11 protein-coding genes and 1 rRNA gene are annotated in these 15,584 nt (G+C 67.0%); 6 read left to right on the top strand and 6 right to left on the bottom strand.

The window, feature by feature from the left end; genetic code table 11:
• Positions 1–17: 17 nt before the first annotated feature.
• From ACYU98_RS00060 to ACYU98_RS00050, 3 genes are read right to left on the bottom strand one after another with little or no spacing between them, the layout of a single operon-like run.
• Positions 18–1,604 carry a hypothetical protein gene (locus ACYU98_RS00060; RefSeq protein WP_460466126.1) on the bottom strand — a complete coding sequence of 529 codons (1,587 nt, stop codon included), beginning with the start codon at positions 1,602–1,604 and terminating at the stop codon, positions 18–20.
• Complete coding sequence (locus tag ACYU98_RS00055) at positions 1,604–2,500, bottom strand: ABC transporter ATP-binding protein (RefSeq protein ID WP_460466125.1); 897 nt, start codon at positions 2,498–2,500, stop codon at positions 1,604–1,606. Before ACYU98_RS00055 ends, ACYU98_RS00060 begins: the two co-directional genes overlap by 1 nt.
• A 23-nt stretch (positions 2,501–2,523) precedes the next feature.
• On the bottom strand, positions 2,524–3,540 hold the full coding sequence (locus tag ACYU98_RS00050) for a GNAT family N-acetyltransferase (protein WP_460466124.1): 1,017 nt from the start codon (positions 3,538–3,540) through the stop codon (positions 2,524–2,526).
• A 100-nt stretch (positions 3,541–3,640) separates the two neighbouring features.
• Between ACYU98_RS00050 and msrA the strand changes: the two genes are divergently transcribed.
• The 3 genes from msrA (at position 3,641) to ACYU98_RS00035 (ending at position 5,644) form a co-directional block, all read left to right on the top strand.
• On the top strand, positions 3,641–4,336 hold the full coding sequence (msrA, locus tag ACYU98_RS00045) for a peptide-methionine (S)-S-oxide reductase MsrA (RefSeq protein WP_460466123.1): 696 nt from the start codon (positions 3,641–3,643) through the stop codon (positions 4,334–4,336).
• A 136-nt stretch (positions 4,337–4,472) separates the two neighbouring features.
• Entirely contained in the window at positions 4,473–5,030 is a 558-nt protein-coding gene (locus ACYU98_RS00040; RefSeq protein ID WP_460466122.1) for an AMIN-like domain-containing (lipo)protein, read from the top strand.
• Between the two features lie 104 nt (positions 5,031–5,134).
• Positions 5,135–5,644, top strand: coding sequence for a ferritin (locus ACYU98_RS00035; RefSeq protein WP_460466121.1), 510 nt, complete (start codon positions 5,135–5,137; stop codon positions 5,642–5,644).
• 57 nt (positions 5,645–5,701) lie between these two features.
• Here ACYU98_RS00035 and ACYU98_RS00030 read toward each other — a convergent pair whose 3' ends face one another.
• A complete protein-coding gene (locus tag ACYU98_RS00030) occupies positions 5,702–6,190 on the bottom strand; it encodes a phosphoribosyltransferase (protein ID WP_460466120.1) in 489 nt (162 codons plus the stop codon).
• A gap of 65 nt (positions 6,191–6,255) precedes the next feature.
• On the opposite strand from ACYU98_RS00030, the gene ACYU98_RS00025 reads away from it, so the two are divergent.
• From ACYU98_RS00025 to ACYU98_RS00015, 3 genes are read left to right on the top strand one after another with little or no spacing between them, the layout of a single operon-like run.
• Complete coding sequence (locus ACYU98_RS00025; RefSeq protein WP_460466119.1) at positions 6,256–6,852, top strand: hypothetical protein; 597 nt, start codon at positions 6,256–6,258, stop codon at positions 6,850–6,852.
• A 57-nt stretch (positions 6,853–6,909) separates the two neighbouring features.
• Positions 6,910–8,490: a DNA polymerase Y family protein gene (locus tag ACYU98_RS00020; protein WP_460466118.1), complete on the top strand. Its 1,581-nt coding sequence runs from the start codon at positions 6,910–6,912 to the stop codon at positions 8,488–8,490.
• The gene (locus ACYU98_RS00015; protein ID WP_460466627.1) at positions 8,490–11,900 is read left to right on the top strand and encodes an error-prone DNA polymerase; all 3,411 of its coding nucleotides are present in this window, start codon (positions 8,490–8,492) and stop codon (positions 11,898–11,900) included. Before ACYU98_RS00020 ends, ACYU98_RS00015 begins: the two co-directional genes overlap by 1 nt.
• A gap of 35 nt (positions 11,901–11,935) precedes the next feature.
• Here ACYU98_RS00015 and lysX read toward each other — a convergent pair whose 3' ends face one another.
• Together lysX and rrf are read right to left on the bottom strand one after the other, a co-directional pair.
• Complete coding sequence (gene lysX / locus ACYU98_RS00010; RefSeq protein WP_460466117.1) at positions 11,936–15,349, bottom strand: bifunctional lysylphosphatidylglycerol synthetase/lysine--tRNA ligase LysX; 3,414 nt, start codon at positions 15,347–15,349, stop codon at positions 11,936–11,938.
• 140 nt (positions 15,350–15,489) lie between these two features.
• Positions 15,490–15,584: ribosomal RNA gene (rrf, locus tag ACYU98_RS00005) — 5S ribosomal RNA — on the bottom strand; the annotation flags it as partial.

The raw sequence follows: 15,584 nt of genomic DNA, 5'->3' as shown, positions 1-15,584 counted from the left end.
GTTTGCGCGGGGGTGGGTCAGTCGGTCGTCAGATCCCGCCGGGAGTGCAGGACAACACCCACTGTTCCGGCCGCGATGGCGACGACTAACAGGGTGATCTGGGCGGTCCAGGGGTAGCTGCCACCGACCGGGTCACCGGCGTGATCGAAGAGGGAGAGACGCTGCAACCCGCTGGGCACCTTCACCAATCCGCCGAAGAAGGACAGGGCGGCCGCGAGCGCCACGACCGCCCACGCTGCGGGCGCGATGCGGCGGCCAATACCGAGCAGCAACCCGGTCAGACCGACGAAGGCGAACGCCGCGGGCGCCTGACCGAGGACGTACGCGGTCGCGCGCCAGGCGGCGTGGTCCGAGCCGTACGACACCTGGGCGAAGAGTGCTGCTGGGATCGCCGCGGCGAGCAACACGACAACCACCGCACCGGCTGCGAGCAGCAACCGGGTGGCCAGCGCAGACCGGCGGCGTACGCCCGTGGCCAGCAGCGCTTCGGTCCACCCCTTCGCCTCCGCCGCGCGTTCGCCCAGCACCCAGCCGACTGCAGCGATGGCGGTGAGGACGCCAACCATCAGGCCCGCGTACGAGAACCAACTGGCGACGATGTTGTCGATGCCGGTCATCCGGCGCATCAGGTCCCGGGTGTGCGGGTCGTCGTCGAGAACTCCGGTGATCGAACCGACCAGGCCACCGAACAGCGCCCCAGTCAGCGCCAGCGCGATCACCCACGTCCGAACCCGCGGCAGCATCGCCCGGGCGTCGAATACCGCCAACGAGCGGACCGGCGGTCGCCGAGTGGAGGTTTGCCGGGAACGCACCAGCCCGGCGAGATGATCGCGCCGGCCAGCCAAGGCTGGTGCCACCGCAATCAGGACCGCGCTCACCACCAAGCCGAGCAGGATCGGCCGGGAGTCGTCCGCGCTGTAGGGCGCTACGACGTCCTTCCAGCCCAGCGGACTGAACCAGCGCGTCTGGCCGGGGCCGCCCGCGTCGGCCCAGGCACGTAGAGCGTAGGCCGCCCCGACGAACGCCAGTCCGGCCGCTCTCGCGGTCGACGCCTCCGGCCACACCTGCGCAGCCAACACAGCGACGGCGCCACAGACGATGGAGGCCACAGACACCACGGCGCCGAAAGCGAACGCTCCGCTGACCGTCAACTCGGGGGAGGTCACCCGTTCGACGAGCAGTATCGCGCTGCAGCCTGCACCCAGCGCGACGCAACAGCCGACAACCACGACCAGCGAGGCCCGCAACACGGCCGGTCCGCCGACACCGGTTGCCCGGACCAGTTCGGTCGTGCCGTTCTCCTCTTCACCACGGGTGATCGCGACCGCCACCAGGACCGCCATCACCGCGCCGAGCAACACCGCGAAGGTGCCGATCTCCCACGAAACCAACTCACCGAGCCGGCCGCCACGCAGCACTCCGTAGAGCACCCGGGTCGCGGCAGACCCACTCATCTGGTCGATCAGCACCTGCCGATCGGCGAGCTTGGGATAGGTCCGTTGATAGCTCGGCGCGCCGATGGCGACCAGCGCCCAAATGCCGATCAACCAGCTCAGCATCCGGACTCGGTGGCGGCGCAGCAGAAGTCGCAGCAGCGGGCTCATCACGGCGTCCGGTAATGGCGCAGGAACAAGTCCTCGAGGCTGGCCGGAACGCAGCTGACGTCCTGCACCCCCGCCGTGGCCACGACCGCGAGCACGGCCGGCAACCGATTGCGGGCCACCTGCACGACCACCGAGCCGTCGGTTTGTTGCGGGGCGATGCCACCGGCCCGCTCCAGCGACGCGACCAGCGCGTCGTCGGCGCCTCGTACGGTCACGGTTGAGGAGGCGAGGTGGCGCATCTGGGCGAGCGAGCCGGTCTCGACCAGACGGCCGTCCTTGATGATCGTCACCTCCGAGCAGAGTTGCTCGACCTCCGAGAGGATGTGGCTCGACAGCAACACTGTTCGTCCTGCGGCCACCGCCTCGCGCACGCAGACCCCGAACTCCCACTCCATCAGCGGGTCGAGACCGCTGGTCGGCTCGTCGAGCACCAACAGATCGACCGGGGCGGCGCAGGCGGCAACGAGAGCAACCTTCTGCCGGTTGCCCTTGGAATAGGCGTGCACCTTCTTGGTCGGGTCGAGTTCGAACCGCTCGATCAGTTCCTTCTCCCGCTGCTCGTCGCGTGCCCCACGCAACCCGGCGAATGCGTCGAGCACCTGCCCGCCGGTCAGGTTCGGCCACAGGGAAACGTCACCAGGGACGTAGCCGATCCGGCGGTTCACCTCGGCCGATCGAGTGGCCACGTTCATTCCGAGCGCCTGCACACTGCCTTCATCAAAGCGATACAGACCAAGGAGCACCCGGAGAGTGGTGCTTTTCCCGGCTCCGTTCGGCCCGAGGAAACCGTGAACAGTTCCAGCCCCCACCCGCAGGTCCAAGCCATCGACCGCAGCATGCGAACCGAACCGCTTCACCAGGCCGCTGATGTCCACGGCGCACTGCTCGTTCGTCATGGCTCCATCGTCGCGCGATCAGGTCACGCCAGGGCCTTCTTCCACAAGGTCAGTGTCCCGGTGCGCTCGTAGCCCAGGTCAGCATTCGCGGCGAGCATGTGCACGTTGTCTTCGGCATTCCAGGTCAGCACCGTTCGTACGCCGGGGAACTCGCGCTGCAGTTCGCGAGCGTTCGCGGCTTTGAGGCGTACGCCGAGCCGGTGGCCGCGCGCTTCGCGCAGGACGAGCGTGTCTTGCTGGAAAGCGAGCCAGGGGGACTCCGAGGGGATCTCCAGGTTGGTGAAGCCGACCATGCGTTCCCCTTCCCAGGCGACCGAGAGCAGAATCCGCCGGCCGGCATCGAGCGCCCACTGCAGGTCCTCACGCACTCGCTGCGGCGTCCACTCCTCCTCTTCAGCGTCCCGATCTCCTTGTGGCGCATCCAGGCTCATCCGCCGCTCGAGTTCGGCGAGACCCGGCAACCACTCATCCGGAATGTCGTCGACTCGAGATTCGATGCTGAACGCTGCGGCATCCTCGACACCGTCACCGTCGGCCAACTCCTGCAACCGGACCTCATCGGCGGGCAGCCGCATCTCGCTGCGGACCATCACCTGCGCCGGGGCGTATCCGCGGTGGTGGGCGAACTCTTCGCTGGTGGCGGGCTCCCCCTGCCGGGTCTCGGTGTCGGCCTCGAGCGTCGTGCGGCCCGCCGCCCGCGCATACTCCTCGACGGCAGCGACCAGCGCCGAGCCAACGCCGCTGCGCTCATGACCCGGATCTGTTCGTACGGTGAAGAAGCCCAAGTGGGTGTTGTCGGTCAACGGCATCGCGAGCGCCGTCATCCCGACCACTTTTTCGGCGTCCAAGGCGATCAAATCGACGAAGCGATGAGTGGTTCCCCGGCGCCGTCCCTGTAGCTCGGCCAGCGACCAGCCGCCGTGGTCGTCGCCCCAGAGTGCGCGCGAGTTCCGCTCCTGGACCTGGATGAACTCGTGAGCGAGCCGCTCGCTCTCTGGGTCGGTGGCCAGCAAATCGATGCGCCGCACGTCGATGGTCATGCCCTCATCGTCGCTGTCGACCGGATTGCCCTCAACTGGATTACCCGGACCGCTGCGCGCAGCCGGGAAGGATCATTGACCGCTCGACGTTACGCAGAACATGGCCTTCGGATTCGGACGTACCCCCACGATGATCTCCGCCGACGAGGCGCTGCCCGGCCGCGCGACGCCGCTGCCCGGCATCCCCGCCACCCACGAGGTGCTCGGCACCCCGCTCGCCGGGCCATGGCCCGACGGCACCCAAGTCCTGTACGTCGGCATGGGTTGCTTCTGGGGCTCGGAGCGGATCTTCTGGAAGCTGCCCGCAGTGGTGACGACTGCGGCCGGCTACATGGGCGGGTTCACCCCGAACCCGACGTACGAGGAAACCTGCACCGGGCGCACCGGCCACACCGAGGCCGTGTTGGTTGCCTACGACCCGAGCAAGACCACCCCCGACCTGCTGCTCAAGTCGTTCTGGGAGAACCACGACCCGACGACTGCCAACCGGCAGGGCAACGACGTCGGCACCCAATACCGCTCAGCGATCTACTGGAGCAACGACGAGCAGCGCGCCGCCGCCGAACGCACCCGCGAGGCGTTCACCCAGGAACTGCGCGCGAGCGGCTACGGCGACCCGGCCACCGAGATTCGCTCGGCCGACGAAGCTGGCCCGTTCTATTACGCCGAGGATTACCACCAGCAATACCTGCACAAAAACCCCGCCGGTTACTGCAACCACGGACCGAACGGAATGACCTGCCCGGTCGGGGTCGCCAACCTGCCTGCGCAGACGGACATCCTGCCGCCGAGCTGAACGGCGCGAGGGCCTGCTCCCCCTCAATCCCATAGCCACCTGGATGGATAGCCCTCCCCATGGTCTTCCCAGGATCCTCGGAGGATTCTGGGAACCGGGACGGTCGGTCCGCCCCATTGGGACAGGGGGAACACTCATGAAAAAGAAGCTCGCGCTCGCTGTGGCGGCCGCGACAATGTCCGCCACGGCGCTCGTCGCGCCGGTCGGCGGTGGCGTGGCGCAGGCTACGGCTTGCACCGCACCGTGGGGATCACTGCCGAAGACCTCGGCGCCCATGACTACCCGCACCGTCCAGGGCGTGCGTGTCGGTCAACACGGTTGCTTCGAGCGGATGGTCATCGACCTCGGCCGGGGCCTTCACAACACCGGCTACGACGTCCGGTACGTCTCCAGCGCGGTCGTCGATCCCAGCGGGCAGACGCTCCATCTGCGCGGCGGAGCCATCCTGCAGGTGATCGCCAAAGCACCCGCTTACAACTCCTCCGGAGTGTCGACCTACCGGCCGGCCAACCGGATGGAAGTCGCCAACGTGTCGGGTTGGTACGACTTCAAGCAGATCGCCTATGGCGCCTCGTTCGAAGGACAGACCCAGTTCTTCATCGGCGTACGAGGTCGACTGCCGATGCGGGCCTTCATCCTCAACAACACCGACGGTGGACAGCGCCTCGTCATTGACGTCGTCAACAGCTGGTGAACCACCGAGCGGGCCGTCCGAACCATCGGGCGGCCCGCTCGTCGCGGGCTGAGGAAAGCCATTCCTCGGCTGACGTTTCGGCCGATTCCGTTTAAAGTCGAAGCATGAAGATGAGTGCCGTCCTGGAGAAGAAGTTCAACGCGCAGATCACCCTTGAGTTCGAGGCGTCGATCGTCTACCGCCAGCTGGCGATCTCGATGGATGCCATGGACCTGCCGGGCCTGGCCAACTGGCTGCGCCGCCAGGCCGACGAGGAGATCGTCCACGCCAACAAGTTCATCGACCACGTCTCCGACCGCGACAACAACGCGCAGATCGGCGCCATCCCGGCGCCCACGGTCAAGGTGGAGACCGTTCTCGACGCCTTCGAAGCGGCCTACGCCCACGAGCAGCGCGTCTCGGAGTCGATCCGCGCCCTCTACCGCGACGCCGAGAACGAAGGCGACCTCGACTCCCGCCCGCTGTTGAACTGGTTCCTCAACGAGCAGATCGAGGAAGAGTCCACGGTGAGCGAGATCGTCGGCCGGATCACCCTGATCAAGGACGACGGTCCGGGCCTGCTGCGCCTGGACGACGAGCTCGGCGCCCGCCCGACCCGTTCGACCGACGCCTGATCAACTACAGATCACGCACCACCAACAACTGCCCGTCCGATTGGACGGGCAGTTGTTTCACGCCTGGGTCTGGCGGCGAGTGATCGGTGGCAGGCTCGACCAGGGGAAGTCGATCCACTGGTCGGTGCGCTTCCACACGTAGTCGCAGTTCACGATGGTGCGTGACTTTTCGTAGATGCAGGCGATCCGCGATTCGGCCACGTGGTCGACCAGGAACTCCTGCACCAGCTTCAGCGTCTTTCCGGTGTCGGCGACGTCATCGACGACCAGCACCTTCATCCCGCTCAAATCGACCGCGGCCGGTGTCGGTGGCAGCATGATCGGCACCTCGAGCCGCTGGTCGACTCCGGTGTAGAACTCGACATTCACCACCGAGACGTTCTTCAGATCCAGCGCGTAGCCCAGCGCCCCACCGAACGGCAGCCCGCCGCGCGCAATCGACAACACGATGTCCGGCTCGAACCCCGAGTCGACGACCTCCTGCGCCACCTCGCGGACCGCTCGGCCGAAATCTTCGTACGTCAGCACTTCGCGTTCGTCGCTCATGCATCCATCTTCACGTACAGCGCCAACGAGTTGCCATGTTCGAACTTGTGTTCGATGCTTGAGCCATGACCGTCGACGTCGAGATGCTCGCCGGACTGCGCCGAAAGCTGCAGACCGCCGAAGGTGGAACACGCTCCTTGCCGGTCCACCCCGCGCTACAGGAGGCGGTCGGCAGCCACCTGCGCGCCGGCTCGGTCTATGCCTTCCTGGGCGCCACCACGGTCGGCGTTGGACTGCTCTCCAGCGCAGCCCTCGCCCAGAACTGGTGCGCGGCAGTTGGATTCCCCAATCTCGGCCTGGAGTCCGCCAACGAGTGGGGTGTCGACCTGCAGCGATTGATCCTGGTCCCTCACCCCACCGCCGACCAGTGGGTCGACTGCATCTCCACCCTCGCCGAGGCGGTCGACTTGATCCTGGCCTGCGCTCCCCCACCACTGGCGCCCGCCACCCGCTCCCGCCTCGAAGCGCGACTGCGTCATCGCGGCGCCATCTTGATCGTTGCCGACACCTGGCCGCGGGCGACCGCCACGATCACCGCACAAACCTCCCGCTGGCGCGGACTCGACTGCGGCCACGGCCACCTGATGGGCCGCGAACTGACCTTGGAGGCGACCCGCGGCCACCGCGTTCGGCGCAGCACCGTGCAGTGGCCGCCCGGTTAGCCCAGCGCGACACGCGCCGCCTTGACCAGATTCGTACACGTGTTCGATACTCGATGGATGACCGCCCAGCCCACCCTGACCGCCGCGCCCGCGGTGCGCACTCTGGTGGTGTGGTGTCCGCAGTGGTCGGTCGAGGCGGCCCGCCGCAGCCTCGGCGCCGATCCGCCTGAATTGCTGGCGCTGGTCGCGAAGGGCAAGGTCGTCGCCGCTTCCCCGGCGGCCCACCAGGAGTCGGTCACGGCCGGCCTGCGATTGCGCGAGGCGCAGACTCGCTGCCCCGACCTGACCGTATTGCCACACGACCCGGCGATCGACGAGCGTTGGTTCACCCCGGTGGTGCGGGCGGTCGAACGCGTCGTCCCCCACGTCCACCTCCTGCGCCAGGGTTGTCTGGCGATCCGCATCGCCGGTGCGGCTCGCTTCTACGGCGATGAGGATGCCGTGGTCGAACTACTACTCGACCAGTTGGCCGAACTCGGCCTCGAGGACGTACGACTGGCAGTCGCCGATGGCTTGTTCGCAGCCGAACAAGCCGCTTACGCCACTACCTCGCAGCGGCCGGTGCTGCTGCTGCCCAGCCGTGACACGACGGCCTTCCTGCGCACCCTTTCGGTGACCACCGTCGCCGCGGCCGTCGACCAGCCCGGGTTGGCAACTTTGTTGCAGCGCATGGGCATTCGCAGCCTGGGTGCCTTCGCGAAGTTGCCGAGGGCGCAGGTCCACACCCGATTCGGCGCCGCCGGGCGACGCGCCCATCAGCTCGCCTGGGGCGAGGATGCCCCCGTATTGCCGGTTCACGAGGTGCCCGACGATCTCACCACCCGAACCACCTGCGACCCCTGCGACGACAGCGAGCGCCTGACCGAACTGTGTCGCCCACAAGCACACACGCTCGCCGAGCGCCTCCGCACCCGATCACTGGTCACCCACGAGATCCGGGTGACGCTGACTACCGACCGCGGGCGATCGTACGAACGCAGCTGGCGTCACGCGTGGCCGTTCACCACCCACGACATGGTGGAGCGAGTGCGTTGGCAGTTGGAAGACCTCGCCGCGCAGCAGCAAGACGTTCACGACGGCGTCGTGGCAGTCGAGATCGGCGCCACCACCCCCACTCCCGCGGCGGCCCACGCCCAAGGTTTGTGGGGCGAACGGCCCGACCAACACATCACCCATGCCGTCACCTCGTTGCAACACGACCTCGGCCACGCCGGGGTGCGCATCGGCAGCATCATCGGCGGCCGGTTGCTGCATGAACGCACCACCACCCGGCCGTGGGGCGATGCGCCACCGGTCGACCGCCTGGCCGGCCGTCCCTGGCCTGGCGCCCTGCCCGGCCCGCAGCCAGCCACCGTCTTTGAGACCGCGCAGCCGGCGATCGTGCGCTCCGGCGATGACACCGAAGTGACGATCGATGCGCGCGGAAATCTCTCCGCCCCTCCCGGATTCTGGCGTCCTGCTCACGACCGCTCGCGGCTGCGGCGGATCGTCGCGTGGAACGGTCCGTGGCCGATCCGACAACACTGGTGGCAGGAACCGTCGTCACTGTCTCGCTTCCAGGTCGTCGACGACGCCGACGAGGCATGGCTGCTGCTGCGCTCGGGCGACGGTTGGTGGATCGAAGCGCGGTACGACTGATGGGCTGGAGCAACCCACCGATCCCCTGGTCCGACCTAGAGCGCGCCCTCTCCGACGGCGTACGCCCGACGCGCAAGACTGTGCGCCCGGCCGACGGCGGCGATGGACCGGCGTTCTCCCGCAAGCGAGCTACCTTCCAGCCGGCCGATATCGACCGGCCCCAGGCGCCGGTCGTGCCGTATGCCGAACTGCATGCCCACTCCCACTACAGCTTCCTGGACGGCGCGTCCTCCCCCGAAGCGTTGGTCACCGAGGCCGTACGCCTGGGTCTGCACGGCCTCGCCCTCACCGACCACGACGGGCTCTACGGCATCGTCCGGCAGGCCGAAGCGGCGGAGGCCTACGGCGACCTGATCACGATCTACGGCACCGAACTCTCCTTCGGTCTCACCGCGCCGCAGAACGGGGTGGCCGACCCCGAAGGTCAACATCTGGTGGTCCTCGCTCGCGGAGTCGATGGTTATCACCGCCTCGCCGAAGCGCTGACCGAAGGACACCTGCATCCCACCGCGGAGAAGGGGCGCCCGGTGCACGACCTGGAGCAGGTCGCAAGCCTGGCGGAAAACTCCTGGTTTGTGTTGACCGGTTGCCGCAAAGGCGCTGTGCGTCAAGCACTTTCGCGCGAAGGTGCCGATGCTGCTTATCGGGAGTTGGAACGGCTCAAGGAGCTTTTCGGGGCCGAAAACGTGCTGGTCGAGCTGACCGACCACGACGACCCCACCGACGGTCCGCGCAACGACCGACTGGCCGCGCTCGCCCGCCGCAGTGGCCTCGAGGTGGTCGCCACCAACGCCGTCCACTACGCCACCCCAGACCAGTTCCCGCTCTCGACCGCACTGGCCGCCGTACGTGCCCGCCGCAGTTTGGACGATCTCGACGGGTGGCTGCCGGCCGGCGACCGGGCTCACCTGCGCAGCGGCGCGGAGATGGCGCGCCGGTTCGCCCGGTTCCCCGGGGCGGTCGAACGTACGGTCGAGATCGCCGATGCGGCCGGCTTCCGGTTGCGCGCCGCGAGCCCTCGCCTGCCCGACCAGAAGGTGCCGGCCGGCCACACCGCGATGAGTTGGCTGCGGTCAATGGCCGAAGAGAACGCCGCGCGGATCTTTCCGCGCATGAGCCAGGAGGTGCGCCAGCGCCTCGACAAGGAACTCGATGTCATCGAGGCGAAGGACTTCCCGGGCTACTTCCTGATCGTCCATGACATCGTGCAGTTCGCCCGCGGCGAGGGGATCCTCTGCCAGGGTCGCGGCTCGGCCGCCGCCTCGCTGGTCTGTTATGTCCTCGGCATTACAGTCATCGACCCGATCTTCTACCGGCTGCCGTTCGAACGGTTCCTCTCGGAACTGCGCGAAGAGGCTCCCGACATCGATGTCGATTTCGATTCCCGACGTCGCGAGGAGGTCATCCAATACGTCTACCGCCGCTACGGCCGACGCAACGCCGCGCAGGTGGCGAACGTGGTCACCTATCGCCCGAAGAATGCCGTACGCGACATGGCCAAGGCGCTCGGCCACAGCCAGGGACAGCAAGACGCGTGGTCGCGCCAAGTGGAACGTTGGGGCGCCGAGATCGCCACGGCAGATCATGAGATCCCAGCCCCGGTGATCGATCTGGCCCAGCAGGTGTTGTCCTTCCCGCGACACCTCGGCATCCACTCCGGCGGGATGGTGTTGACCCGCGAACCGGTCGGCCGCGTCTGCCCGATCGAGCCGGCGCGGATGGAGAACCGCACCGTGTTGCAGTGGGACAAAGACGACTGCGCCTGGATGGGGTTGGTGAAGTTCGACCTGCTCGGTCTGGGCATGCTCGCCGCGCTGCAACACACCTTCGATCTGGTCGCCGAACATCTGAACGAACACTGGCGGATCGAAACGCTGCCCAAGGGTGAACGCGGCGTCTACGACATGCTCGGCCGGGCCGACTCAATCGGTGTTTTCCAGGTGGAGAGCCGGGCTCAGATGGGCACCCTCCCTCGGCTCAAACCCCGCAACTTCTATGACCTGGCTGTCGAGATCGCTCTCATCCGACCGGGTCCGATCCAAGGTGGCGCGGTGCATCCCTACATCCGTCGGCGCACTGGAGAGGAACCCGTCACCTACGCCCACCCGCTGCTTGAGGACGTGCTCGAACGCACCCTGGGGGTGCCACTGTTCCAGGAACAGCTGATGCAGATGGCGGTCAGTGTCGGCGGCTGCTCACCGGCCGACGCCGATCTGCTGCGTCGCGCAATGGGGTCCAAACGGGGTGTCGAACGAATCGATGCGTTGCGCGCGCGGCTCTACGACGGGATGTATGCCAACGGCATCAGCCCGCAGGTGGCTGACGAGATCTACAACAAGATCGAGGCCTTCGCGAACTTCGGTTTCGCCGAATCCCACGCGCTCAGCTTCGCCGTTCTGGTCTACGCCAGTTCCTGGTTGAAGCTGCACTACCCCGGGGCTCTCCTAGCTGCCCTGTTGCGCGCTCAGCCGATGGGTTTCTACTCTCCGCAAACGCTGGTCGGCGATGCCCGGCGCCACGGTGTCGAGGTGCGTCCCCCAGATCTGCATCTGTCGGACCACTACACCGGATTGGAGCCGCTGGGCGGTCCCGCCAGCGCGACAGGAACGGGGATGGGGACGTGTCTGCTCGACCACCCCGAGGATCAAATCGGCGACTTCGACGCCGACTCCCCCGACGACACCGCTGCCCATCGACGCGACGGGGCATTCGCCGTACGCCTCGGGCTTGACCAAATCAGTTCGCTGGGCTCGCCGGCGGCCGAGCGGATCGTCGCCGCGCGCACCGATGGCGGCCCGTTCACCGACCTGTCCGACTTGTCCCGCCGCGCCGAACTCGATGCGCAGCAGTTGGAGGCGCTGGCTATGTCTGGTGCCCTTGACTGCATCGCCGGAAGTCGCCGCGACGCGCTCTGGCGATCGGCAGAGGCGGCCACCGTCAAGCAGGGACAACTCGACCTGAACGTGCCCTACCAACCGCCGCTCCTGCCGCTGATGACCGCCGGCGAGATCCTGCAACATGACCTGCGCTCCACCGGTATCAGCCCATCCGACCATCCGATCCGGCATGTGCGAGCCTCGTTGCACACCCAGGGAATCCGATCGATCTCCAGCTGTCTACAGGTGGAGTCCGGGCGCCGGATCGAGGTGGCTGGCGTGGTCACTCACCGGCAACGCCCCTCGACCGCCGGCGGCATCACCTTCTTGAACCTGGAGGACGAGACCGGGTTACTCAACGTGATCGTCAGCCAGGGAGTCTGGCAGCGCTACCGGCGGATCGCCCGCGCCTCACCGGCGATGGTGATCCGCGGGATCCTGGAGCGGTCCCCGGAGAACATCGTCAACCTGCTGGCCGACCGGCTGGAACACCTCACCGTCTCGGTGCGCACCACCTCGCGCGACTTCCGCTGACCTCAGCCGCCGCCCCTCTCGTAAACGAGTGGCGGTCAGTCGTCGGTGCCGGCGGGACGTACGAACGGGAAGGCCAGCGTCGTCTTGATGCTCGTCGCGCCGAGCAGCATCATGATCAGCCGGTCGACGCCGAAGCCGAGACCACCGGTCGGGGGCATCCCCAACTCGAGTGCGGCCAGGAACGACTCGTCCAACTCCATCGCCTCGGGGTCACCCGCGGCGGCCGCCAACGACTGCTGGGTGAGCCGTTCGCGCTGATCGATCGGATCGATCAGCTCGCTGTAGGCAGTGCCCAGCTCCGCCCCGAATGCCACCAGGTCCCATTGCTCGGCCACCCGCGGGTCATCACGCCCAGGGCGCGCCAACGGCTGCACCTCGATCGGGAAGTCCTGGTAGAAGGTCGGGAAAGTGGTCTGCTTCTCCACCAACGCTTCGTACAGACCCATCACCAGTTTGCCGGCGCTCGCACCGTTCGGGATTCCGACGCCATGAGCGCCGCAGATCCGGGTCAGGTCGGCCAGGCTGCTGCCGGTCGTGACCGGCTCCCCGACCGCCGCCGACACCGCGTCATGCACCTTCACCACCGGCCACGGCCGGTCCAGGTCGATCTCCTCGACCTGATCGCCGTTGCGCCGCAACGCGATAGGCCGCCCATTCACCGCGATCGCGGTGCGCAACACGGTCTCGCGCATCAGCTCACGCATCGTGTCGTAGTCGCCGTAAGCCTCGTACGCCTCACACGAAGTGAACTCCGGGTTGTGAGTGGCGTCGGCACCCTCGTTGCGGAAGTTGCGGTTCAGCTCGAAGATCCGTTGCATCCCACCGACGGCAAGCCGCTTGAGGTAAAGCTCCGGCGCGATCCGCAAATACAAGCCCATGTTGTAGGCATTGATATGAGTCTTGAACGGTCGCGCGGTCGCGCCGCCGTGCACCGCCTGCAGGATCGGGGTCTCCACCTCGACGAACCCACGGTCGGTGAAGATGTCGCGGATTGCGCGAACCCCCGCAGACCGCCGCAGCAACGCCTCGAGTGACTCGGGGTTCACCAGCAGGTCCAACGAGCGGTTGCGCACCCGCACGTCCTCGCTCAGCCTGGTGCGACCGACCGGCAGCGGCGTTAGACACTTCGCTGCCATCTGCCAGTCCGCGAGCAACACTGACAACTCGCCGGTCCGAGACGTCGCGACGGTGCCGGTGACGCTGACCAGGTCGCCCAGATCGACGTACGACCGCCACGCCTCGCGCGCTTCCTGCGGCGAACCGTCAGCGGTGACCAGCACCTGAATCCGGTGGCCCTCGTCGTCCAGCACCGCGAAGCTCACCCCACCGAGATCGCGCAGCGCGCGGATCCGGCCGGTCACCGACACGGTCTGCTCGCTGACGTGGTTCGGCTCCATACCGGGATGAGCGGCCACCACGTCGACCACCCGGTGTGTCCGCGGCACAGCGGCCGGGAAGCCGTCCCGTCCGCTGTCTTGCAAGCTCTGCAGCGTACGCCGCCGCCCGCGCGCCTGCTCGCTGAGCCGCACACATTCCGGCTGCGGCAGGAGCAACTCGCTCTCCTGCTGTCGTACGCGGTCGACAAAGTCAGCTTCCGGTCGCGGGTGCTGGTCTTCCGAGGGCCGAGGGCCAGTCAGGAACCTCGGACCGATCGGCTTCACGAAACCCTCGGCGACACCCATCGCAAGGCCGGCGCGCGCAACGGTCAGCGCGGGGTCATAACAAAGCAACCGCGGAACCCAATCCGGACGGTATTTGTCGTTGGACCGATAGAGAGTTTCCAGTTGGTAGAACCGCGAGGCAAAGGAGAGCGCCGCATCCGTGACCTTGGTAATCGGTCCCGCGCCCACCTGGTCGGCACTGCTGAACACATTCCGGAATACCGCGAAGTTCAACGAAACACGACGAATACCCAGCTCGCCACCGAGCTCGAGCAATTTAGCCACCAGATATTCGTTCAACCCGTTCTCCGCCGCGCGATCGCGACGCATCAGGTCGAGGGACACACCGCGCACACCCCAGGGCACAAACGACAGGAAACCGCGGATGGCTCCGTCCCGATCCCGGGCGGTGATCAACACACAGCGTCCATCGGAGGGATCACCCAACCGGTTCAACGCCATCGAGAAGCCACGCTCGGTCTCCTCGCCGCGCCACTCCTGCGCCAGCCGCTCGATCTGCGCGAGCTCTGGCGCCGGGATGTCGGCGTGCCGCCGGACCTCCGCGGTGTAGCCGGCGCGGCTGATTCGAGTCACCGCCTGGCGCACCGGTCGCATCGAACGACCCCGCAGACTGAAACGGTCGGCCTCGAGGATAGCCTCGTCCCCCAAGGAGAAGGCGCGCAGCCCGGCCGCGAGGTAATGCTGGGTGCCCTCCTCGCTGCTGGAGAGCACCGCACAGTAGAGCCCAAGGTCGCGGCATTGGCTGCGCCACGCTTCGATGGCGGCGTCCCAGGACTCCGGGTCGCCGATCGGGTCGGCCGAGGCAACGCTGACACTGCCCTCGTTGCGATAGGTCAAGACTGCTCGGCCGTCCGGAGAGAACACAGCTGCCTTGTCGCGTCGGGTGGCGAAGTATCCGAGGGAGTCCCCCTCGCCATGCTGCAACAGCAGTCGCCGAACGGCGAGCTCGTCCTCACTGGTCTGCAGACCTTCACCGCGACCGGACCGCCAGACGGCGAGCAGGGCCACGACGAACGCAACGGCACTGATCAAACCGGCGATCGCATAAATCCAATGCGGGCCGGCGTGATCATCCAGATAGGGCGTTCCCGGGGTGGTCTCCAACCCGACCGCCGAGCGCAGACTCCACCGCCAGCGCTCCCGCATCGAATCCAGTCGGTCGGGGAACACGCTGCTCAGGCTGAAGGCGACCAGCGTCGACAGGACAATGCCGCCGACCAGGACCCCGAGCCCCAAACGCAGGCTGCCGTGTTGCATGCGCGCCGGGAACCGCGGCCGAGCCGCGACAACCAATGCCAAGGCGATGATCTGCAGAGCGAGGGCCACGAGGTTGAACGCGACGCCAATACGAAGATCGAGATATTCGCCGGCGAAGCCACGCAACCGGTGTTCGACGGAAAGAACCGACGGGTTGATCCAGGCCTCGAGCACGATTCCGGCGGTGGCCAAGATGCTCAACACCATCAAGCCAATGACGACGGTATTCGCGGCACGCAGTCGACGGCGTACGGCGCCGGCCAGCGCCAAGGTGATGACAGCGACGAAGAGGCTGGGTTCTGACGGAATGCCGACAAGGGACAGCGCGTCGGCTACGGCCAGGCCAAATACCTTGAGCCGGACGAAGGTCGTAACGATCGACCACAGCGCCGCCACCACCAGGAGCCGGCCGAGCCAAACGGCAACGGTCTCCCGCCAGGGTCGCGACGGACCGGTGTTGTCCGCCGGCCCGCCAAACTGGTTGAAGCTGCCTTTGAGCAACCGCCCCATCGAACACATCCTCAAATTTCCGTTTGCAGCCCCCTGAAGGACTCCCCTCGGACGAAGCTATCCGGTTCACCTGCAAGGTTACCGAACGCGGACATAAAAAACGTAGGGGCCACCTTGCGGTGGCCCCTACGGGAATGTGTGTTCGGCGGTGTCCTACTCTCCCACACCGTAACCAGTGCAGTACCATCGGCGCTGAAGGGCTTAGCTTCCGGGTTCGGAATGTAACCGGGCGTTT

The sequence above is a fragment of the Calidifontibacter terrae genome (assembly GCF_054778835.1).
This window is presented reverse-complemented; position numbering and strand designations above follow the sequence as displayed.